Here is a 21,189-nt window from a genome sequence, read left to right as displayed (position 1 = left end):
GGTCTTGGCGCTGAAAGCGCTACTGCCGGCCAGTATGGTATTCTGTGAACGTGTGCAAATGCCATCACGCAACCTTTTGCTCTCGTACTGCCCCGCCTTAGCTTCTGCCGCGCAGCGAGCCACCTGTCTCGATCTCGCCGCTATATACTTAAAATAGCGGTGTTTTCTTGAGATTATCGGCCGCTTTACGGATAGGTTGCTTCAACCCTGGCGCGATCCTTTCCCAAGCCGCCCTCGGGGCAAAATGGGCTCGGCACGGGTTCTAAACCGTCTCGAAAGGGGCGGCGCTGGCCATCCGTGCGGGTTTTCGCTAGAAGGCGCCCCCATGCGGGAGGTGCCAGCAACGCGCGTCGGCCGGCGCCACGTGTTCTTCGTGGCCGGGTACGATCCCATGACGGTGGAAGGCCACCATCGCATCTTCCTGCGCGAGCTGAAGCGTTTCGGCACGGTCTGGCGGGCGGCGACACGCTGCCGCGACGCCGGCCTGGTCCAGATACCCACCGGCGCGCTCTGGCAGTCCGAGGCGGAGGGCCCGGGCTGGCACACCTCAACCACCTTCGAGATCCTGGCCTGGGACGACCTTGCCCGCGCCGACATGGGGCGGCCGGTGCGCTCCCACCTGCGCGGTTCCGTGCGCGCGATCATCGACATGGTGACCAGCGGCACGCTTTTCGCCTATTTCCGCACCAGCCGGCGTTACGGCTTCTTCTTCCTGTTCACCTATCTGCTGCTTTTCGCCTTCTGGGCGGCGGCGGCGGCAGTGGGCTTCGGGGCAGCGCACGGGTTGGCGCCTCATCTCGGCCCCGTGGCGGCGGGGCTGTGCGGGGTGGTGACCACCCTCGCGACCGGCCTGCTACTGATGCGTTGGCCGGGGCGGCGCTTTCGCCTGAGGCAATCCCTCGACCTCGCGGAATTTTCCGTGAATTTCGCCCATGGCCGCCATCCCGATGTGGATGCGCGGGTCGCGGCCTTCGCCGAGCGGCTGCGCGCCGTGGCGGCGGATGCCGCGCGGGACGGCGTGGACGAGATCGTGATCGCCGGGCACAGCCTGGGCGCCATGCATGCGGTGTCGGCGGTGGCCGCAGCGCTCGATCAGGACCCGGAGTTCGGCACAAAGGTTCGCGTGCGCATCCTCACCCTCGGCAGCACCACGGCGAAGTTCGCGCTGCATCCGGCCGGCGCGCGGCTCCGGGCGGCGGCGCGGCGGGTGGCGGATGCCCCTCAGATCGGCTGGGTGGAGGTGCAGTCGCGGGACGACATCGTCTCCTTCTACAAGCTCAATCCGGTGACCCTCGAGCGCGCAACCTTTGCCGAGCCGCAGCTGGCGGTGGGGGATTTCGCGCAGCGCCCGCTGCTGCGGCATGTGCCGGTGCGCGACATGGTCTCGGCGGCCACCTACCGGCGCTTCTTCTTCGATGTCATGCGGCGCCACTGCCAGTGCTTCCTGGCGAGCGACATCCGCGCCCCGCACGATTTCTACGCCTATGTATGCGGCCCGTTCGCATTCGACGTGCTGGCCGCCCACCTCCATGCCCTTTGTGCCTATATGGCGCCCGACGGCACCCCCCTGCCGACCGTCCGCGACGCGAGCGGGCGCCTGATGGCCCTTCCCGACCATGCCCCTTCCTCACCAAGCGAGCCCTGAATGAGCCTCGTCCTCTTCGCCAAGATCGCCTGGGCGGTCGGCGTCGCCTCCTGGTACGTGCTGCGCATCCCCTTCCAGCGCAAGGCGCGACGCCAGCAGGTGGCCGACGCGCGCCACCGCACCGCCCGCGACATGACGCTGCTCACCATCTCGACCCTCGGGCTCGGGGTAATGCCGGCCATCTACGCCCTCACCTCCTTCCCGCGCTTCGCCTCCTACGTGCCGGCGGTGGCGCAGGTGGTGGCGGGGGTGTTGGTGTTCCTCGCGGCGCTATGGCTGTTCTGGCGCACCCATCGCCAGCTCGGGCGCAACTGGTCGGTGACGCTGGAGATCAAGGACAAGCACAAGCTCATCACCTCCGGCGTCTACGAGCGGGTGCGCCACCCCATGTATTCCGCCTTCTTCCTGTGGGCGCTGGCGCAGGCGCTGCTTTTGCCAAACCTGATCGCCGGCCCGGCGGGGCTTGTGGGCTTCGGCACCCTGTTCTTCTTCCGGGTGGGGCGGGAGGAAAAGATGATGCGCGAAGCCTTCGGCGCCGAATACGAGGCTTATGAGAAGCGCACCAAGCGCGTCATCCCCGGCCTCTATTGAGGGCGCGGAACAGAGCGCGAAAATCGCGCCCGCAGCGATTCGGTCCTGCCCTGTTCGCCCTGCGTGCGCGCGGCGGACGAACAGACGTTCCATTTCGGGACAAGGACGCCCCTACCCGTCCGCGTCCAACGGCGCGGTGCCGGAGGGGCGGCCGTCGGCGTCGCGGGTGATGGTCTCGACGCGGGCTTCCGCTGCCTTCAGCAGCGTATCGCAGCGCATCTTCAGCGCCTCGCCCCGCTCATACATGGCGATGGATTCCTCCAGCGGCACGCTGCCCCGCTCAAGGTTGCCGACGATGGCCTCCAGCTCCGCCAAAGCCTGCTCGAAGCTGAGCTTGTCCACCCCCGCCGCCGGTCCGGTGCTCTGGCCCGACTTGGCGCTTGTTGCCTTCGCTGCTTCGGCCATGGCCGCCTCCGCTGATTCCCTCGGCACACCTTATACCGATCCGGAACCGGCCTACCCATGCCCGCCCGAACGCGGATGCCGCCGCGCTTGGTTCCCCGCCGGGGTGGCCCCGGCGCCCGCCCTTTGGTAGAAGCCGGCCAGAAATCTCAGGAAAACACTGCTCATGTTGCCCGCGGCGTCCGCGCCCCTTCCGCCCCGCGATCCCTCAAGCCTCGAAGATGCGCTGATTGCGTGCTTCGAGACGGCCGGCTTCTCGCGCCACGATCCGCCCATCCTCCATCCGGCGGACGCCTTCCTCGACCTGTCGGGGGAATCCATCCGCCGCCGCATGTATCTGACGGCGGACGCGGACGGGCGGGAATTGTGCCTGCGGCCCGACATCACCATCCCGGTGGCCCGCGCCGTCATCGCCGAGCGCATGCCGCTGCCGGCGCGGGTGAGCTATCTTGGCCCCGTGTTCCGCTTCCGCGGAGAGGGATCGGGCGAGTTCCGGCAGGCGGGCGTGGAATCCTTCGGCCGCACCGACATCGAGGCGGCCGACGCGGAGATGGTCGCCCTCGGCCTCAACGCCTGCGCGCTCTATGGCGTCCCGCAGCCGGAGATCCGGCTCGGCGACGTGGGCCTGTTCGCCGCGCTGCTGGAGGCGCTGCCCCTCGCCCCGGCCCTTCGCCGGCGCTTGCTGAAGGATTTCGGCCAGAGCCGGCTCGATGCCGACCTCGGCCGCCAGAAGGAGCGCCCGAAAGAGAGCGCCTCGGCCCATGCTGGCGTGCTGGCGGCCCTCACCGGCGCCGATCCCGAGGCGGCGCGGGCGCTGATCACCGATCTTCTGTCCATCGCCGGCATCTCCACCGTGGGCGGACGCACCGTGTCCGAGATCGCCGAACGCTTCCTGGAGCAGTCCTCGCTGGAGGCCGGAGCGGGCCTCTCCGGCGAGACCGGGGAGATCCTCTCGCGCTACCTCGCCATCGCCGGCACGCCGGACGAGGCCTCCGCCCGCATGCGGGCGCTGGCGGCGGACGCGGGCATCGATCTTTCCGCCGCGCTCGATACCTTCGACCGGCGCACCGGCTTCCTCACCGCCTATGCGGTGAATCTCGCCGACGTGCGCTTCTCCAGCGCCTTCGGGCGGCCGCTCGACTATTACAGCGGCATGGTGTTCGAGCTGCACGACACCTTGGGGCGCACCGATGGGCCGCTGGTGGCCGGCGGGCGCTACGACAAGCTGCTGTCGCGCCTCGGCGCCGAGACCAGCGTGCCCGGCGTCGGCCTCGCGGTATGGGTGGAACGCCTCGCCGCCCTCGCCCTCCCCCTCGACTCCGCCCCCTTCCCTGCTGCCGTGGAGGGCGCCCGATGACCAGCCCGCTCATTCTCGCCGTACCCTCCAAGGGCCGGCTCCAGGAGAATGTCCACGCCTTCTTCTCCCGCGCCGGCATGCCGCTTACGCAAGCGCGCGGCGCCCGCGACTATCGCGGCACCCTCGGCGGCGTGGACAATGTGGAGGTGGCCTATCTCTCCGCCTCCGAGATTGCGGCGGCCCTGGCCTCCGGCTCGGCCCATATCGGGGTGACCGGCGAGGACCTGGTACGCGAGAACATTCTGGAGGCGGACAGCCGCGTCGCGCTGCTGGAAAAGCTCGGCTTCGGCCACGCCAACGTGGTGGTGGCGGTGCCACAGGCCTGGATCGACGTGCGCACCATGGACGATCTCGACGACGTGGCGAGCCACTTCCATGGCCGCACCGGCCGCCGCATCCGCGTCGCCACCAAATATGTCAACCTGACCCGCGGCTTCTTCGCCCGCTACGGCATTGTGGATTACCGCATCGTCGAAAGCGCGGGCGCGACCGAAGGCACGCCCGCCTCCGGTTCGGCCGAGCTGATCGTGGACATCACCACCACCGGCGCGACGCTGGCCGCCAACGCCCTGAAGGTGGTGGACGACGGGATCATCCTGAAGTCGGAAGCCAATCTCGTGGCCTCGCTCACCGCCAACTGGAGCGGCAGCGCGCTTTCGGCGGCGCAGGCGATGTTCGACCGGCTGGGAGCCGAAAAGCGCGCGCGGACCATGCGCGAGGTGCGCACCCGCTTCGCCAGCTGCGACGCCTCCCTGGTGGAACAGGCGGTGGCCCGCTATCGCTGCGTCGCCCCGTTCGGTGGCCCCACGTCCTCGGGCATGCTGACCCTGCATTGTCCGCCGGACACACTGCACCGGCTCGCCACCTTCCTGCGCGAGCAGGGGGCGAGCATGGTGACGGTCGGTCCCATTGAATATGTGTTCGCCGCGGACAATCCCCTTTTCGAGGCCCTGGAAGCACGGCTTGGCTGAAACCGTGACACCGCCGGCACCCCGCTGCGCCGACGGTGCGGACCGCTATTCGTTGCCGAGGCCGCGATCGCCCTGGTCGATGAATTGCTGATCGATCCGCCGGGGGGCAGGCTCGACCACGATCACCTGCATCGGGGTGAACGGATCCTCGCGCAGTTCGACACCCCGGGCATAGCCGAGTTCCCGGTACCGCATGGCGGGCAGGGTGTAATAGGTGCCGGCATCGGCTTCCGCGTCCGCCTGTGCGCGGGAGGGCTCGTCGGCCCCCATGGCAACGCCTGCGGAGAGGGCGATGGCGGCGGCGACGGTGGTGGCGAGAGCGATGGCTCCAGTGGTGTGATGGCGCATCTTGATCTCCATCGGTTCACAACGGGCGGGGTCCCGTTGCGATAGTCCGTCAACTGGGATGCAACTCCCTCTGAATAAGAGGCTTTTCGCGCAACAGTGTGGGTCGGATTCCGGGTCAATCAGGGCCCCTGCCCGACCGGTGCGGATGACGGTACGGCGGGCCGGGAGCCGGGTGCCGCCGCCCGGTATCAAGGGGCTCGCACTATGTTCGCATCGGTATTCAGGGCCGCCGCCGCTTCACCGCCTTCCCTCGCGGGTCCGGGGGCTTTACTCTCCCCCGCCGATTGAATGCGCCCCTGCGCCGCGTGATCGAGCCGGCTCTGCCTGGACTGAAGAGTCCGGACGGGAAGGGCCGTCTCTGTCGAGGTCGCGTACGCTCCGCCTGAACGGAGCGTGCGTCAGGCCGCAGCGCCCGCGGCGTCGCCCGAGGAGTCCTCCATGCGTGATGCCGAGCCCAAAGCCATCCACCTCGCCGACTACCGCCCGCCGGACTGGCTGGTGGACAAGGTGGAGCTGGACTTCGCGCTCCATCCCTCCCAGAGCCGCGTCACCGCCCGCCTCGCGCTGCGCCGCAACCCGGAAGGAACCACGGGCGCGCCAGTGGTTCTGGAGGGGGACGGCCTGACCCTGGTGCGCCTCGCCATCGACGGCAAGCCGCTGGCCGGCTCCAGCTTCGAGGCGAGCCCCGCGCGCCTCACCCTTGCCCATCCGCCGGCCGACGCCTTCGTGCTGGAGGTGGAGACGCTGGTGGACCCCACCGCCAACACCCAGCTCATGGGCCTCTACCGCACCTCCGGCAATTACTGCACCCAGTGCGAGCCCGAGGGCTTCCGCCGCATCACCTATTATCCCGACCGGCCGGACGTGCTCTCGGTTTTCACCACCCGCATCGAGGCGGACAAGGCGGAGGCGCCGATCCTGCTCGGCAACGGCAATCTGGTGGACAGCGGCGACATCCCCGGCACCGCCCGCCATTTCGCCATCTGGCATGATCCGTGGCCGAAGCCGTCCTATCTGTTCGCTCTGGTGGGCGGCAAGCTCGCCAAGGTGGCCGACAGCTTCACCACCGCCTCGGGCCGCAAGGTGGAGCTGGGCATCTATGTGGAAGAGGGCAAGGAGGCCCGCGCCGGCTACGCCATGGACGCGCTGAAGCGCTCCATGCGCTGGGACGAGGAGGCCTTCGGCCGCGAGTACGACCTCGACGTATTCAACATCGTGGCCGTCTCCGACTTCAACATGGGGGCCATGGAGAACAAGGGCCTCAACGTCTTCAACGACAAATACGTCCTCGCCACCCCCGAGACCGCCACCGACGCCGATTATTCCGGCATCGAGGGAGTCATCGCCCACGAATATTTCCACAACTGGACCGGCAACCGCATCACCTGCCGCGACTGGTTCCAGCTGTGCCTGAAGGAAGGCCTCACCGTCTTCCGCGACCAGGAATTCTCCTCCGACCAGCGCTCGCGCCCGGTGAAGCGCATCGCCGACGTGCGCATGCTCAAGGCGGCCCAGTTCACCGAGGATTCCGGCCCCCTCGCCCACCCGGTCCGGCCGGAAACCTATCGCGAGATCAATAACTTCTACACCGCGACCGTCTATGAGAAGGGCGCGGAGGTGGTGCGCATGCTCAAAACCCTCCTGGGCGAGGAGGGATTTCGAAAGGGCATGGACCTCTATTTCGAGCGCCATGACGGGGACGCGGCCACCATCGAGGATTTCGTCGCGTCCTTCGCCGACGCCACCGGCCGCGACCTCACCCAGTTCGCCCTATGGTATGCCCAGTCGGGCACGCCGCTGCTGAACGTGAGCGGCAGCTATGACAAGGAAGCCGGCACCTTCCGCCTCGATGTGAAGCAGTCGGTGCCGCCCACGCCGGGCCAGGCCGAGAAGAAGCCCATGCTGATCCCGCTGGCCCTCGGCCTCGTGGGGCCGGACGGGCGCGACCTGCCGCTGACGCTCGGCAACACGCCGGTGGAGCACGGCGTGATCGAGGTGAAGGAGGCCGCCCAGAGCTTCCTCTTCACCGGCCTTGAGGCGCGGCCCGTGCCCTCCCTCAACCGGGGCTTTTCCGCCCCCGTGAACCTTGTCAGCGACCTCACCGAGGCGGACCGGGTGTTTCTTGCCGCCCATGACGGCGACCCGTTCAACCGCTTCGATTCGCTCCAGCGCATCGCCCTTGAGCTGCTGAAGACCGGCGCCCGCACCGGCACCCTGCCGGCGCCCGACGCTCTCATCACCGCTGCCGGTGCGGTGGTGGCCGATACGGCGCTTGATGCCGCCTTCAAGGCGCAGGCCCTCGCCCTTCCCGGCGAGAGCGAGGTGGCGCGCGAGCTGGGCAGCGATGTCAATCCCGACGCCGTCTATGCCGCCCGCAAGGCGCTGCGGATCGCGGTGGGCACCGCCCTCGCCGCCGACTTCGCCCGCGTTTACGAGAGCACTGCGTCCGCAGGTGCCTTCTCACCGGATGCAGGCTCGGCCGGGCTGCGGGCGCTGCGCAACCTTGCCCTCGACTATCTGGCGGTCACCGGCGCGCCCGAAGGCATCGCCCGCGCCAAGGCCCAGTTCGAGGCGGCGGACAACATGACCGACCGCTCCTCCGCCCTCGCCGTGCTGGCCCAGCACGACGTGCCGGAGCGCGAAGCCGCCCTCGACGCCTTCTATCGCCGCTTCGAGAGCGATGCCCTCGTCATCGACAAGTGGTTCGTGCTGCAGGCGCAGATCCCGTCCGAGGGGACGCTGGACCGGGTGAAGGGCCTGATGCTGCATCCGGCCTTCTCGCTTTCCAACCCCAACCGGGTACGCTCCCTTATCGGTGCCTTCGCCGCCGCCAACCCCACCCAGTTCAACCGGGCGGACGGGGCGGGGCACGCCTTCGTCGCCGACACGGTGCTCAGCCTCGACGGCAAGAACCCGCAGGTGGCGGCGCGGCTGCTGGCGTCGTTCAAGACGTTTCGCCAGCTGGAGCCGGTGCGGCGCGCCAGCGCCGAGGCCGCCCTGCGCCGCGTGGCGCAGACCCCCGGCCTATCGGCGGATGTCGCCGACATCGCCACCCGCTCGCTGGGCTGAGTTGGGATCGTGAACAGGAGCCGGGACCATAACCCCGGCTCCCTAAACCGTCCTCACTCGGCCGCCAGCTCCAGCATGCGCTCGAAGATGGCGCGGACCTTGGCCTGGGTGTCAGCAAGGTCGGCATCCAGAGTGGCGAAGTCCGGCATCTCGCCGGCGCGGGCCAGAAGCGCCCGGAGCGCCGGGCTCGCATCCGTCGGCACGATATGGGCGTCCACCGCCAGCCGCAGCACCTGTGTGAGGTTCTGGTAGAGCCGGCAGGCGCGCTGCAACACATGCGCATCTTCGGGCTCCAGCAGCCCAAGCCGCGCGGCGGTGGCGAGCACGCGGGCGGTAGCCGTATCCACGATTTCGGGATGCGCATGGGCGTGGGCGAGCACCAGGTACTGGGCGAGGAACTCCACATCCACCTGGCCGCCGGCGGCGTGCTTCAGGTTCCACTTGTCATCCTCGCCCTTCTCGGCAGCGATGGCGCGGCGCATGTCGAGAATGTCGCCCGCGAGCCGGCGTGGATCGCGTGGATGTCCCATGACAGCGCAAATCACCTCCCGCACCTTCGCTCCGAACGCGGACTCGGCCGCAATCACGCGGGCGCGGGTCAGCGCCATGTGCTCCCAGGTCCAGGCCTCCTCCCGCTGGTAGGTGGCGAAGGAGGCAAGGCGCGTCGCCACCGGGCCGGAGCGGCCTGAGGGGCGCAGCCGCAGGTCCACGTCGTAGAGCTTGCCGGCATTGGTGAGGGAGGTCAGCGCGGTGACGAGGCGCTGGGTGAAGCGGGCGAAATATTGCGCGCCGGTGAGCGGGCGCGGGCCGTCGGAGGTGGGATCGGCGTCAGGGTCGAAATCATAGAGCACGATGAGGTCGAGATCGGACCCCGCCGTCATCTCCCGCCCGCCCAGCTTGCCCATGGCGAGCACCGCCGTCTGCGCGCCGCCGATGGTGCCGTGGGCCTCATTGAAGCGGGTCCAGACCCGGCGGTGCAGGGCGCGAATGATCACCTCGGCCAGCGTCGCATAGGCTTCGCCCGCCCGCGCCGCCTCCAGCGTGCCGGAGGCGATGCGTACGCCGATGAGCACATGCTGTTCCTGCCGGAACCGGCGGGCGCGGTCGAACTGCTCCTCGTCGGTGTCCGCGGTGTCGAGCAGGTGATCCAGATGGGCGGACAGGCTCGCCTCGTCCGGCAGCACGTCGAAGAAGGCGGGATCGAGCAGCGCATCGGTGAGGGAGGGCCGGCGCGCCAGCGTCTCGCCCAGGCGCGGCGCGGCGGTGAGGATGGTGGCCAGAAGCCGCACGAGATCCGGATGCCGGTCGAGGGCGGTCAGGAGTTGCGGGCCGGGCAGGTCGCTCAGGAATCGGTCGGCGGCGGCCAGCGCCCCGTCGGGATCGCCGCCCCGGGCCAGCGCCTCCAGCATCAGCGGGACAATGCGGGCAAGATGTGCCCGCGCGGTCTCGCCCCGCAGCGCGCGCGGCCCGCCGGACAGCCAGCGCCGGACCATGCCGCTGGCCGCCGCCGGATCGCGAAAGCCGAGGCGGGAGAGGGCCGCCAACGTCTTCCGGTCGTTCTCGTCCGGCGGGAAGACGAGGTCCGCGTCAAGCACGGCGGGGGGCGCCACGTCCTCGAACAGATTGGCATAATGGGTCTGCACCGCCTGGAGGCGCGTCACCAGCGCCGCTGCGAAGGCGTCGCGGTCGGCATAACCCATGAAGCGTGCGAAGCCCTCCATGGCGGCGCGGCTCTCGGGTAGGGAATGGGTCTGGGCGTCCGCCACCATCTGGATGCGGTGCTCCACCCGGCGCAGGAACACATAGGCCTCTGCCAGCACGTCGCGGACATCCGGCTCGATCCAGCGGTGCGCGGTCAGGGCATCGAGCGCTTCGAGCGTCCGGGAGTTGCGCAGCAGCGGGTCGCGCCCCCCGGCGATGAGCTGCTGGGTCTGGACGAAGAATTCCACCTCGCGAATGCCGCCACGCCCGAGTTTCACATTGTGCCCTTCCACTGCCACCACGTCGTGGCCCCGGAAGGCGTGGATCTCCCGCTTCATGGCGTGCACGTCGGCGATGGCCTGGAAATCCAGCCCGCGCCGCCAGACGAAGGGGGACAGGTCGCCAAGGAAAATCCGCCCCACCACCATGTCGCCGGCCACCGGGCGGGCCTTGATATAGGCGGCGCGCTCCCAGGTGGCGCCCTCGCGCTCGTAATAGTCGAGGGCCGCGGTCGTGGAGAGGGCCACCGCGGTGGAGCCCGGATCGGGCCGCAGGCGCAGGTCCACCCGCAGCACGTAGCCGTCCGCCGTGCGCTCCTGAAGCAGGCGCACGAGGCCCTGCGTGATCTTCACAAAGACGGGGGCGGCGGACACCTCCTCGCCCAGCGGCGCCTTCTCTCGGTCGAACACCACCACGAGATCGACATCGCTGGAATAATTGAGTTCGCGCGCGCCATGCTTGCCCATGGCGATCACCGCGAGGCCGCAGCCGAAGGCCGGATCGGCGGGATCGGGCGGATTGAGGCGGCCGGCGCGCGCCGCTTCGCCCAGCAGGAAGTCGAGGGCCGTGCGCACCGCCGCGTCCGCCACATCGGTCAACGCAGCCGTCACCGTGATCAGGTCGAAGGCGCCGCCCATGTCCGCGAGGGCGATCAGCAGCGCCGCCTCGCTGCGCATGCGACGCAGCGCGCGCATCACTTCAGCCTCGCTGCCGGTGGCAGCGACGGCCGCGCAACCGGCAATAAGGGTGGCAAGGTGGGCGCGGGGATCCCCCGACAGCACCCGCAGCAGCCGGGCCGGCTCCGCGCGCACCAGATCGAGCAGGAAGGGCGAGCCCTCGGCCATGCCGAGGCACACGTCGCGCGCCATGGGGGCGCGTGAAAACAGCCCGTCGAGCACTGCCCGATCCGCTGCGGGCAAACTCTCCGTGGCCTGGGAAAGCTTAATCTTTGCCGTCTCCCGATCGCCGAGGACGGGAGCTTCCCGCATCAGGACGGCAAGAGATGGCCGGTCGGCCGAATCCGGTTCGAGGGGCCCGCGCATGATTTCATCAAAAGCATTAGGACCTTGCGTTAGGCAAGCCCTCTTCGACAATTGCAACGCTCGGGAGCGGTCGAAAGCTGCATGGTAAACAGCAAATTATCGCACCTGCGAACGCCTTAAGGCCGGTAGCGCCCCGGCGTGCTGTGGCGCGCTGTCATTTCGCCGGCAAACGGAGCGTTGCGACCAGCCCCGGCGCACCATCGGTGAAGCTCAGGTTGCCACCATGCAGGCGCGCCACAGCCCCCACCAGCGCGAGGCCGAGTCCGGAGCCGGGACGTGTGCGGCTTGCCTCCAGCCGCACGAAGCGCTCCACCACCCGCTCGCGGTCCACCTCCGGAATGCCGGGCCCGGTGTCGGCGACGGTGAGCACCGCCTCCCCGCCCGCCCGCGCGAGGGTGACGGCGATGCGCCCCCTGCTCCCGTCCAGTGGACGGCCATATTTGATGGCGTTGTCGATGAGGTTGGACACCGCCTGCGCCAAAAGTTCCTTCACCCCATGGATCGGAACCGGCATCACCGAGACCACGAGGTCGAGGCCCTGCTCGTCGGCCAGCGGCTCGTAAAGCTCGGAGACACTCTCGGCGATCTCGCCAAGGTCGAGGTCGCTCATGATGGCTCGAGCTTGGCCGGCCTCGGCGCGGGCGATCATGAGCAAGGCGTCGAAGGTGCGGATGAGGCCATCGCTCTCCTCGATGGTGTCTTCCAGAGCCGCGCGCCAGTCATCTTCCGTCCGGGCACTGCGCAGCGCCTCCTCCGAACGGTTGCGCAGGCGGGTGAGCGGGGTCTTCAGATCATGGGCAATGTTGTCGGAGACCTCCTTGAGGCCCTGCATCAGGCCCTCGATGCGGTCCAGCATGGCGTTCAGCGAATGGGCCAGCCGGTCGAACTCGTCCTGCGTGCCGGTCATGGCGAGGCGGCCGGAGAGGTTGCCGGCCATGATCGTCTCGGCGGTGGCGGTCATGGAATCGATGCGCTTCAAAACCCGCCGCGTCACGAACACGCCGCCGGCCAGGCCCAGCACCACGATGAGCAGCACCGCCCATTGCGCCGGGCGGGCCACGAGGTCGCGCAGGGTGTCGCGCTCCTCGATGTCGCGGCCGACGAGCAGGCGGTAGCCGCCAGGCAGAATCAGCGCCTGCACGAAGGCCACATGGCTCTTCAGGCCGGCATCGTCGGGGCGGTTGTAGGTGGTGAAACGGGTGCCCTCCTTGTCGAGGAGGCCGATGGGCAGGTCAGAGACGTTGGTGGCCAGCACCTCGCCCTGGAAATTGGTGATCATGTAGATGGAGGAGCCTGGCCGGCGCGTCCTGCGGTCGATGACGTAGACGACCCGCTGGATACCGCCGATACGATATTGCTCGGCAAGGAAACGCACCTCCCGGTCGAGGTCTTCCGCCACCTGCCCCTGGATCAACTCGCGCGTGTGCCACGCGGTGTAGACGATGACCGACACCGCGAACACCGCGAACACCAGCAGATAGGCGGCCAAAAGCTTGAACGCCGTGGTGCGCACCAGCCGCGCGAGGTGGGCGAGGAATGTCATGGGAACACGCCAGATCACGCGGCCAACGGCGAGCGGCCCTCGCCACCACACATCACGCGGCACCGGCCCGCACCATGTAGCCGGCGCCCCGCACGGTGTGAATCAGCGGCACGTCGAAGCCCTTGTCGATCTTGGAGCGCAGGCGGGAGACGTGCACGTCGATGACGTTGGTCTGCGGGTCGAAATGATAGTCCCACACGTTTTCCAGCAGCATGGTGCGGGTCACCACCTGGCCTGCGTGGCGCAGCAGATATTCCAGCAGCCGGAACTCCCGCGGCTGGAGCGGAATTTCCTTGCCGCCGCGCGCCACCCGGTGGGCGAGGCGATCCAGCTCCAGGTCGGCCACTTTGTAGACCGTCTCCGCGCCTTGGGTGACGCCGCGTCGGGACAGGGCTTCCACCCGCGCCAGAAGCTCGGTGAAGGCGTAGGGCTTCGGCAGATAATCGTCGCCGCCGGCGCGCAGGCCCTGCACCCGGTCGTCCACCTGGCCGAGGGCCGAGAGGATGAGCACCGGCGTGGTGTGCCCGCGCCCGCGCAGCTCAGTGACGAGGGAGAGTCCGTCGCGCACGGGCAGCATGCGGTCCACCACCATCACGTCGTACTTGCCGTCGAGGGCAAGGGCGAGCCCCACCTCGCCGTCGGCAGCAAGGTCCACCACGTGGCCGGCCTCGCGGAAGGCCTTGCGCAGATATTCGGCGGCGTCGCGGTCGTCCTCGACAAGGAGGAGGCGCATGGCAGTGAGGGGATCCGGATCGAGATTCGCTGTCATCACTCTAGCTCACCTTGCCGGCAGGTCCATGCGGGGGGCCGCCGCGCGCCCCGTCCTTTCGGCCGGGGAAAGGGGGAAGCCTCCAGCCTCACAAAAAAACTCGGCGCGGGAAGCCCTTGCGAGCGTCCCGCGCCATCGGAACCGAAGCGTCATCAGGGGGGCGATGGCGAACCCGCCTCGGGTCCGGAGGACATGCTCCGGCGCCATCCCGCCGCCGGAGCATCAGCTTTCGGCTGAGGATCAGCCCCTGCCGGAGATCAGCCCTTGGCCTTGGCGTCGAGGGTGATGGCGACGAAGCGCACGCCCTCGCCGCTCTTCACCTGGATGAGCACCGCCTTGCGGTTCTCGGCCTTGGCGGCGGCGAGGCCATCGCGCACATCCTTCGGGGTGGAGACGGCCTTGTCGCCCACCTTCAGGATCACGTCGCCGGTCTTGAAGCCGCGCTGGGCTGCAGCGCCGTTGGGATCGACACCGGTCACCACCACGCCCTCGCCGCCAGCGCCCTGCACGCTCTTGGACGGAGCGAGCTGGAGGCCGAGACGCGGCAGGTCTTTGTTGCCACCGGTCGCGTCATCCTCGCTCTGCGGTGCGCCGGAACGCGCGGCCATCTGCTGCTCGGTGGGCAGCTGGTCAAGGGTCAGCGACAGGGTCATGGGCTTGGTCTCGCGGATGAGCGAGAGCTTGATCTCGGTGCCCGGCTTCATCAGACCCACCTTGCGGGTGAGGTCGCGGGCGTCCTTGATGGCGTCTTCGTTCACCTTCACGATCACGTCGCCGGCCTTGAGGCCCGCCTTGGCGCCGGGGGTGTTCGGCTGCACCTGCGCCACCAGGGCGCCCTCGGCGTCCTTGATGCCAAGGCCGGAGGCGAGGTCCTCGGTCACCGGCTGGATCTGCACGCCGATGTAGCCGCGGGCCACCGAGCCCTTGTCGCGCAGCTGGGCCACCACCGTCTTTACGGTCTCGGAGGGAATGGCGAAGGCGATGCCCACGTTGCCGCCCGAGGGGGAGACGATGGCGGTGTTCATGCCGATCACCTCGCCGTTCAGCGAGAAGGTCGGGCCGCCCGAATTGCCCCGGTTGATGGGGGCGTCGATCTGGATGAAGTCGTCATAGGGACCCGAGCCGATGTCGCGGCCACGGGCCGACACGATGCCGGCGGTCACGGTGCCGCCAAGGCCGAAGGGATTGCCCACCGCGATCACCCAGTCACCGACGCGCGGGGCGCCGTCCGCCAGCTTCACCCACGGCAGGTTGTTCGCGTTCTCGATCTTCAGCAGGGCCACGTCGGTGCGCGGATCGGTGCCGATCACCTTGGCGACGTATTCCTTGCCGTCGGTGGTGGTCACGTCCACCTCATCGGCGCCGTCCACCACGTGGTTGTTGGTCACCACGTAGCCGTCAGCCGAGATGATGAAGCCGGAGCCCTGGCCCACGACGGGACGCTCGCCACGGAACTCACCCTTGGGGCCATGGCCGCCGCGCGGGCCCATGCCGGGGCCGCCGGGACCCATCGGGCCCTGGCCGTCGCCGAAGCCGAAGCGCTTCAGGAACTGCTCGATCTGGGGAGGAACATTACCGCCGAGATCGCCACCCATGGCCATCTGCTCGTTGCCGGCATCCTTCTTCACCTTCACCGAGACGACGGCGGGCGAGACCTTCTCGACGATGTCGGCGAAGGAGAAGGTGCCAGCCGGCTGGCTGGTGGTGATCTGGGCCGCGACGGGACCGTTCAGCGGCGGCACGAACTGGCCGGCCACGACGCCGGCGAGCGCGAGACCGACGACGCCGGCCAGGAGAGCCTTGCGGTGGCGCTTCGTCACGGAGGGGGTGTTGTCGGAGCGGGTCATGGGCGAGCGGGTCATGGGCGGTCGCATCTCTCTGTTGTCTGCCTTGTCAGCAGGTTCGAGAGGCAAGCTAGTGCGCCGACCGTTACGGCAGTCTGGCTGCGGAATTAAGGATCCGTAATGTGGCTCACGCGTGCGTGACGCCGGCCCCCGCGCCGCGGGGCACCTCCGCCCCAAACAAAAGGGCGGCCCGGAGGCCGCCCCTGTCGTCTGCGTTCGGCCCGCTCACTCCGCCGCGGCGGGGGGTGGCTCGGCCACCTCGGGCGCCGGGGTGTAGATGAGGCCGCCGCCGTCGCGGAACTTCTGCGCCATCTCCGCCATGCCGGCCGAGGCGAGGTTGTCGGCCTGGGCGCGGGCGATGTCGCCGGCTTCCAGCTTCAGCTCCTGCGAGATCTTCATGGAGCAGAATTTCGGCCCGCACATGGAGCAGAAATGCGCCACCTTGGCGCCCTCGGCGGGGAGTGTCTCGTCGTGGAAGCGCTCCGCCGTCTCCGGGTCCAGCGACAGCGCGAACTGGTCGCGCCAGCGGAACGAGAAACGCGCCCGGGACAGCGCATCGTCGCGGATGCGCGCCGCCGGATGGCCCTTGGCAAGATCGGCCGCATGCGCGGCGATCTTGTAGGAGATGACGCCGGTCTTCACGTCGTCGCGGTCGGGCAGTCCGAGGTGCTCCTTCGGGGTCACGTAGCAGAGCATCGCCGTGCCGAACCAGCCGATCATCGCCGCGCCGATGGCGGAGGAGATGTGGTCGTAGCCGGGGGAGATGTCGGTCACGAGCGGGCCGAGGGTGTAGAACGGCGCCTCGTGGCAGACCTTGAGCTGCTTCTCCACATTCTCGCGAATGAGGTGGAGCGGCACGTGGCCGGGGCCCTCGATCATCACCTGGCAGTCGTACTTCCAGGCAATCTCGGTCAATTCGCCCAGGGTCTCCAGCTCGGCGAACTGGGCGGCGTCGTTGGCGTCGGCGATCGAGCCGGGGCGCAGGCCGTCGCCCAGCGAGAAGGCCACGTCATACTGGGCGAGGATCTCGCAGAGTTCCTCGAAATTCTCGTAGAGGAAGCTCTCCTTGTGATGCGCCAGGCACCACTTGGCCATGATGGAGCCGCCGCGCGAGACGATGCCGGTGACGCGGTTGGCGGTGAGCGGCACATAGGGCAGGCGCACGCCGGCATGGACCGTCATGTAGTCCACGCCCTGCTCGGCCTGCTCGATCACCGTGTCGCGGAAGATCTCCCAGGTCAGGTCCTCGGCGACGCCGTTCACCTTCTCCAGCGCCTGATACATGGGCACGGTGCCGATAGGCACCGGTGAGTTGCGCATGATCCATTCGCGGATGGTGTGAATGTTCTTGCCAGTCGACAGGTCCATCACCGTGTCGGCACCCCAGCGGGTGGCCCACACCAGCTTGTCCACCTCCTCGGCGACGCCCGAGGTGACGGCGGAATTGCCGATGTTCGCGTTGATCTTCACCAGGAAGTTCCGGCCGATGGCCATCGGCTCGGTTTCGGGGTGGTTGATGTTGTTGGGGATGATGGCGCGGCCGCGCGCCACTTCCTGCCGCACGAATTCCGGCGTGATGTCGGTGGGGATTGCCGCGCCGAGGCCCATGGCCTGATGGTGCGGATGGACGCCGCCATTGGCGCGGGCGAGATTCTCGCGCGCCGCCACATATTCCATCTCGGCGGTGATGATGCCGGCCCGCGCATAGGCCATCTGGGTCGGGCGCTTGCCCGCCTTGGCGCGTAGCGGCCGCCGGCCGGTGAGGTCGAACTGGGGCAGGGTCGAGGACTGGCCGTCCTTGAGGCCGTTGTCCTCGGGCTTGACCTGCCGGCCCTCCACCTCCTCCACGTCGCCGCGCTCGCGGATCCACTGGGCGCGCAGCAGCGGCAGGCCCTTGGTGAGGTCGATGACGGCTTGCGGATCGGTATAGGGGCCAGAGGTGTCGTAGACCCGGACCGGCCGTTCCTCCGGCGTGGACAGGGTGATCTCGCGCATGGCAACGCGCACGTCCGGCCGTGTGGCGGAAACGAACACCTTGTGCGAGTGCGGCAGGGCGCCGGTGGTGACCTTGAGGGAGGACGTCGAGGCTTCGTCCAGCATGCGGTTCTCCTTTAAGCTTGCGCTTTCAACGAGAGCCGGGAATCGAGCTAGGAGACGGGTACGATACGGCCGTAACGTGCCGTGCGCACAGGTTCCGATCCCTTCGCCGGTATGACCCGGATCAGGTTCGAAGGGTCAACGCGGCTCCGACAACCCATGTTCTGATGAACACCAAGCCAGCGGACTTGCGAAATCTCAGCCCCTTCCGGGACCCCCCTTGGAACGTTCCGAGTGTGTGTATACGAAAGCCCAATGTCAACGCTGCACCGCAGCATGGGGTGGGCAGCCGGGCAATCAAAGCTCTGGACGAGGGTCCGCAAGCCATTTGCGTGCTGGCTGGCATGTCCTACATCTATGGTTCCAGACCCCGGACGGCGGAGGCGCGCATGCATCAGTATCACGACCTGCTCCGCCGCATCCTGAACGAGGGCGTGCGCAAGGATGACCGCACCGGCACCGGCACCCTCTCGGTTTTCGGGCACCAGATGCGGTTCGACCTGGGCGAGGGCTTTCCTCTCGTCACCACCAAGAAGCTGCACCTGAAATCCATCATTCACGAGCTTCTGTGGTTCCTCGCCGGCGATACCAATGTCCGCTACCTGAAGGACAATGGCGTCTCCATCTGGGACGAGTGGGCCGACGCGAAGGGCGACCTCGGCCCGGTCTACGGCCATCAGTGGCGCTCCTGGCCCACGCCTGAGGGCGGCGTCATCGACCAGATCGCGCAGGTGGTCTCGGACATCCGCCGCAATCCCGATTCGCGCCGCCTCATCGTCACCGCCTGGAACCCAGCGGACGTGTCGAAGATGGCGCTGCCGCCCTGCCACTGCCTGTTCCAGTTCTATGTGCTGGAGGGCAAGCTCTCCTGCCAGCTCTACCAGCGTTCGGCGGACGTGTTCCTGGGCGTGCCGTTCAATATCGCCTCCTACGCGCTGCTCACCCATATGGTGGCGCAGGTGACCGGGCTGGGCGTGGGCGACTTCGTCCATACGCTGGGCGACGCGCACCTTTACGTGAACCATCTGGAGCAGGCCCGCGCGCAGTTGGAGCGCACGCCCCGCGCGCTGCCGCGCCTCGCCTTGAATCCAGCGGTCACCGACCTGTTCGCCTTCCGTTACGAGGATGTGGAAATTGTGAGCTATGATCCCCACCCGGCCATCAAGGCGCCGGTGGCGGTCTGAACCTGGGCGCGGGGGCGCAGGTTCGCCCCTGTTCGCACTCACCGATCCATTTTCGCCGCTCCTTTTTTGGCTCGTGCTTACCGCTCGCTCCATTCCATCCGGTCCAGCCGGGGCAGGCTGATCGGGACAAGCGTCTCCAAACTCGAGAAAGGCCTGTTCGTTCGCTTGCGACGCAACTGGATCGCAGCAGGCTTCAGGGAGGGTCACATGGCGGATGCAGGTAGTCTTCTGGGGCAGCTCATCGGAGCTGCGCTCGGCAACGGCAGCGTACGCGGGGGTGGGGCTGGCGGCGGTAGCGGCCTCGACCAGATCCTCAAGAGCGTGCTCGAAGGCGCGGGACAGGGCGGCCAAGGCGCGCCCGCCGGCCAGAGCGGCGGCCTGCCCGGCGGCCTTGGCGATATTCTTGGACAGGTGCTCGGCGGTGGCATGTCGGGCGGCCGGACCCAGGGCGGAGCCTCCGGCCTGCCGGGTGGTCTCGGCGACATTCTCGGACAGGTGCTTGGCGGTGGCGGGCAGCGCCCCGGCGGAACCGGCGACGGCGGCGGCGCGACGGCCGGCCTTCCCGGCGGGCTGGGAGACATCCTCGGCCAGATCCTCGGTGGCGGCAGCGCTCCGGCAGGCGGCGGAATGTCCGGCGGCAGCACCGGCGGCTCGCTCGGCGATCTCGCCCAGGCCTCCCTCGGCGGCCCGGCCACCACCTCGGCTCCGACCCCTTACCCCACGCCAGCGCCCGCACCCGCCCCCTCCCCTGCTCCGCAGTCGGGTAGCGGCGACCTGGTGAAATATGGCGGCATGGCCGTCATCGGCATGCTGGCCTGGAATGCCTTCCGCAAGTGGCAGTCCCAGTCCGGCGGCGGACGCTCTGCCTTCACTTCCGGCGCGCCAGAGGCCGCAGGCTTCGCCCCGGCCGCAGCGCCCGGCGGGGCGGATGCCTTCTCCGGTGTCCTGCTTTCGGCCATGGCTGCGGCGGCGCAGGCCGACGGGCAGATCGACCAGGAAGAGCTGGAGCGCATCACCGGCGGCCTTTCCCGCTTCGGAACGGCGGCGCCTGAGCGCGAGGCGCTCATCTCCTTCCTCACCACCCCGGTGGATCCGCAGCAGGTGGTGGATGCGGCCACCAGCCCCGAAGCTGCGTTGCAGATCTACGCCGCCTCGGCCATGGCGATCCGTCCCGACAGCGCGGCCGAGAAGCAGTATCTCGCCAGCCTCGCCTTGGCGCTCGGCATCGATCCCGGCCTCAAGGCGCAGGTGGACGCCGACCTGAACGCCTGAGGGCAGAGGTCGCGCTCACGCCATCGTGCACGGCGGGGCCGTAACCGAGCCCCGTTGTCGGTCGTAATGGGAAGCGGGGCGGCCGGCACGGCCGTTCCCTTCGAGGCGGCATCCCCGCCCCATGCGCAGCGAAGGACTCGGCGACCGCCCCATGCCCCTCTTCCACGAACGCTCCGGCACGTTCAGTCCCGAGAAGACGCTGTTCCTCGTCGCCTCCATGCTACCGGCGGTCTGGCTCGCCGGTCTTGCCGCCAACGGCATGCTCGGCGCCCGGCCGTGGACGGAGGCCATCCACTTCACCGGGCTGTGGGCCATCCGCTTCCTCGCCGTGACCCTCGCCATCACACCGCTGCGCAAGCTCCTGTCCTATCCGAAGCTGTATTTCGGGCGCCGTATTTTCGGGCTCGCGGCTCTGTTCTACGCCGCCTTCCATTTGCTGCTGTTCGTCGTGGACCAGGGCGCCGGCCGGGCTCTGAGCGAAATCGTGCTGCGCATCTATCTCACCATCGGCGCGGTGGCGCTGGCTCTGCTCATCGCTCTGGGGGCTACCTCGTTCGACGGCGCCATCCGCCGGCTCGGGACGGAGCGGTGGAACCGGCTGCACATGGCGGTCTATGGCATCGCCGTATTAGGGGCGGTCCATTTCTTCCTGCAATCGAAGCTGGACGTGACCGAGCCGGTGCTGATGGCCGGCCTGTTCGTGTTCCTGTTCGCCTATCGCATCGCGGTGCGCCTCACCGGCGACGTGACGCCCTTGGGCGTCGCCGGCCTTGCGGTGCTGTCCGCGCTGCTGACGGCGGGGGTGGAAATGCTGTGGTATGGCCTCGCAACGCGGGTGGACCCGTGGCTGGTGGCGGAGGCGAACCTCTCCTTCGATCTTGGCCCGCGCCCCGCCTGGTGGGTGCTGGGGGCTGGACTCGCCCTGGCCCTGTTCGCCGCCCAGCGCCGCAATGCGGCGCCTGCCCGCGGGCGGCGGCGCGCAGCTTCGGCGACACAGACGAAGATCGAGGCGTCGTAACCGGGGCTGCCCCGCGAAAAAGGGGGCGGTAGCCCGCCCCCGTCTTCACTTTGATC

Annotated in this window: 15 protein-coding genes and 1 riboswitch; of the genes, 8 read left to right on the top strand and 7 right to left on the bottom strand. The window is 68.6% G+C overall.

What is annotated here, in order from left to right; genetic code table 11:
* Window positions 1–325: 325 nt before the first annotated feature.
* Both FBQ73_RS13125 and FBQ73_RS13120 read left to right on the top strand, forming a co-directional pair.
* A complete protein-coding gene (locus tag FBQ73_RS13125) occupies window positions 326–1,645 on the top strand; it encodes a hypothetical protein (RefSeq protein WP_138399937.1) in 1,320 nt (439 codons plus the stop codon).
* Window positions 1,646–2,236 (top strand): protein-S-isoprenylcysteine O-methyltransferase, encoded by a 591-nt coding sequence (locus FBQ73_RS13120; RefSeq protein ID WP_138399936.1) that lies wholly within the window; start codon window positions 1,646–1,648, stop codon window positions 2,234–2,236.
* Between the two features lie 111 nt (window positions 2,237–2,347).
* On the opposite strand, the gene FBQ73_RS13115 is transcribed toward FBQ73_RS13120, so the two are convergent.
* A complete protein-coding gene (locus tag FBQ73_RS13115) occupies window positions 2,348–2,641 on the bottom strand; it encodes an exodeoxyribonuclease VII small subunit (RefSeq protein ID WP_138399935.1) in 294 nt (97 codons plus the stop codon).
* Window positions 2,642–2,804: 163 nt separating this feature from the next.
* Here FBQ73_RS13115 and FBQ73_RS13110 point away from each other — a divergent pair, with 163 nt between their 5' ends.
* Both FBQ73_RS13110 and hisG read left to right on the top strand, forming a co-directional pair.
* Window positions 2,805–3,995, top strand: a complete 1,191-nt coding sequence (locus FBQ73_RS13110; RefSeq protein ID WP_138399934.1) for an ATP phosphoribosyltransferase regulatory subunit — start codon at window positions 2,805–2,807, stop codon at window positions 3,993–3,995.
* Window positions 3,992–4,966, top strand: a complete 975-nt coding sequence (hisG, locus tag FBQ73_RS13105; RefSeq protein WP_138399933.1) for an ATP phosphoribosyltransferase — start codon at window positions 3,992–3,994, stop codon at window positions 4,964–4,966. Before FBQ73_RS13110 ends, hisG begins: the two co-directional genes overlap by 4 nt.
* 45 nt (window positions 4,967–5,011) lie before the next feature.
* On the opposite strand, the gene FBQ73_RS13100 is transcribed toward hisG, so the two are convergent.
* The gene (locus FBQ73_RS13100; RefSeq protein ID WP_138399932.1) at window positions 5,012–5,314 is read right to left on the bottom strand and encodes a hypothetical protein; all 303 of its coding nucleotides are present in this window, start codon (window positions 5,312–5,314) and stop codon (window positions 5,012–5,014) included.
* Between the two features lie 438 nt (window positions 5,315–5,752).
* Here FBQ73_RS13100 and pepN point away from each other — a divergent pair, with 438 nt between their 5' ends.
* Window positions 5,753–8,383 carry an aminopeptidase N gene (pepN, locus tag FBQ73_RS13095; RefSeq protein ID WP_138399931.1) on the top strand — a complete coding sequence of 877 codons (2,631 nt, stop codon included), beginning with the start codon at window positions 5,753–5,755 and terminating at the stop codon, window positions 8,381–8,383.
* A gap of 53 nt (window positions 8,384–8,436) precedes the next feature.
* On the opposite strand, the gene FBQ73_RS13090 is transcribed toward pepN, so the two are convergent.
* The 5 genes from FBQ73_RS13090 to thiC form a co-directional block, all read right to left on the bottom strand.
* Entirely contained in the window at window positions 8,437–11,406 is a 2,970-nt protein-coding gene (locus FBQ73_RS13090; RefSeq protein WP_138399930.1) for a bifunctional [glutamine synthetase] adenylyltransferase/[glutamine synthetase]-adenylyl-L-tyrosine phosphorylase, read from the bottom strand.
* 154 nt (window positions 11,407–11,560) lie between these two features.
* Window positions 11,561–12,949, bottom strand: a complete 1,389-nt coding sequence (locus FBQ73_RS13085; RefSeq protein WP_138399929.1) for an ATP-binding protein — start codon at window positions 12,947–12,949, stop codon at window positions 11,561–11,563.
* A gap of 52 nt (window positions 12,950–13,001) precedes the next feature.
* Entirely contained in the window at window positions 13,002–13,718 is a 717-nt protein-coding gene (locus FBQ73_RS13080; protein WP_138399928.1) for a winged helix-turn-helix domain-containing protein, read from the bottom strand.
* Between the two features lie 257 nt (window positions 13,719–13,975).
* On the bottom strand, window positions 13,976–15,580 hold the full coding sequence (locus FBQ73_RS13075; protein WP_170218879.1) for a Do family serine endopeptidase: 1,605 nt from the start codon (window positions 15,578–15,580) through the stop codon (window positions 13,976–13,978).
* Window positions 15,581–15,787: 207 nt separating this feature from the next.
* Complete coding sequence (gene thiC / locus FBQ73_RS13070; RefSeq protein ID WP_138399926.1) at window positions 15,788–17,662, bottom strand: phosphomethylpyrimidine synthase ThiC; 1,875 nt, start codon at window positions 17,660–17,662, stop codon at window positions 15,788–15,790.
* Window positions 17,663–17,742: 80 nt separating this feature from the next.
* Window positions 17,743–17,890, bottom strand: a riboswitch (TPP riboswitch).
* Window positions 17,891–18,048: 158 nt separating this feature from the next.
* Here thiC and FBQ73_RS13065 point away from each other — a divergent pair.
* From FBQ73_RS13065 to FBQ73_RS13055, 3 genes are all read left to right on the top strand, one after another.
* The gene (locus FBQ73_RS13065; protein ID WP_138399925.1) at window positions 18,049–18,843 is read left to right on the top strand and encodes a thymidylate synthase; all 795 of its coding nucleotides are present in this window, start codon (window positions 18,049–18,051) and stop codon (window positions 18,841–18,843) included.
* Window positions 18,844–19,050: 207 nt separating this feature from the next.
* On the top strand, window positions 19,051–20,115 hold the full coding sequence (locus tag FBQ73_RS23405) for a tellurite resistance TerB family protein (RefSeq protein WP_138399924.1): 1,065 nt from the start codon (window positions 19,051–19,053) through the stop codon (window positions 20,113–20,115).
* Window positions 20,116–20,266: 151 nt separating this feature from the next.
* Window positions 20,267–21,133 (top strand): protein-methionine-sulfoxide reductase heme-binding subunit MsrQ, encoded by an 867-nt coding sequence (locus FBQ73_RS13055; protein WP_138399923.1) that lies wholly within the window; start codon window positions 20,267–20,269, stop codon window positions 21,131–21,133.
* The last annotated feature ends 56 nt before the right edge of the window (window positions 21,134–21,189 follow it).

Source organism: Xanthobacter autotrophicus (assembly GCF_005871085.1).
Lineage (GTDB): Bacteria > Pseudomonadota > Alphaproteobacteria > Rhizobiales > Xanthobacteraceae > Xanthobacter > Xanthobacter autotrophicus.
This window is presented reverse-complemented; position numbering and strand designations above follow the sequence as displayed.

What these genes read in the sequence shown, in the direction of transcription:
- FBQ73_RS13125 (WP_138399937.1), top strand. Translation starts at nt 326, where the DNA reads ATGCGGGAGGTGCCAGCAACGCGCGTCGGCCGGCGCCACGTGTTCTTC.
- FBQ73_RS13120 (WP_138399936.1), top strand. Translation starts at nt 1,646, where the DNA reads ATGAGCCTCGTCCTCTTCGCCAAGATCGCCTGGGCGGTCGGCGTCGCC.
- FBQ73_RS13115 (WP_138399935.1), bottom strand. Translation starts at nt 2,641, where the DNA reads ATGGCCGAAGCAGCGAAGGCAACAAGCGCCAAGTCGGGCCAGAGCACC.
- FBQ73_RS13110 (WP_138399934.1), top strand. Translation starts at nt 2,805, where the DNA reads ATGTTGCCCGCGGCGTCCGCGCCCCTTCCGCCCCGCGATCCCTCAAGC.
- hisG (WP_138399933.1), top strand. Translation starts at nt 3,992, where the DNA reads ATGACCAGCCCGCTCATTCTCGCCGTACCCTCCAAGGGCCGGCTCCAG.
- FBQ73_RS13100 (WP_138399932.1), bottom strand. Translation starts at nt 5,314, where the DNA reads ATGCGCCATCACACCACTGGAGCCATCGCTCTCGCCACCACCGTCGCC.
- pepN (WP_138399931.1), top strand. Translation starts at nt 5,753, where the DNA reads ATGCGTGATGCCGAGCCCAAAGCCATCCACCTCGCCGACTACCGCCCG.
- FBQ73_RS13090 (WP_138399930.1), bottom strand. Translation starts at nt 11,406, where the DNA reads ATGCGCGGGCCCCTCGAACCGGATTCGGCCGACCGGCCATCTCTTGCC.
- FBQ73_RS13085 (WP_138399929.1), bottom strand. Translation starts at nt 12,949, where the DNA reads ATGACATTCCTCGCCCACCTCGCGCGGCTGGTGCGCACCACGGCGTTC.
- FBQ73_RS13080 (WP_138399928.1), bottom strand. Translation starts at nt 13,718, where the DNA reads ATGACAGCGAATCTCGATCCGGATCCCCTCACTGCCATGCGCCTCCTC.
- FBQ73_RS13075 (WP_170218879.1), bottom strand. Translation starts at nt 15,580, where the DNA reads ATGACCCGCTCGCCCATGACCCGCTCCGACAACACCCCCTCCGTGACG.
- thiC (WP_138399926.1), bottom strand. Translation starts at nt 17,662, where the DNA reads ATGCTGGACGAAGCCTCGACGTCCTCCCTCAAGGTCACCACCGGCGCC.
- FBQ73_RS13065 (WP_138399925.1), top strand. Translation starts at nt 18,049, where the DNA reads ATGCATCAGTATCACGACCTGCTCCGCCGCATCCTGAACGAGGGCGTG.
- FBQ73_RS23405 (WP_138399924.1), top strand. Translation starts at nt 19,051, where the DNA reads ATGGCGGATGCAGGTAGTCTTCTGGGGCAGCTCATCGGAGCTGCGCTC.
- FBQ73_RS13055 (WP_138399923.1), top strand. Translation starts at nt 20,267, where the DNA reads ATGCCCCTCTTCCACGAACGCTCCGGCACGTTCAGTCCCGAGAAGACG.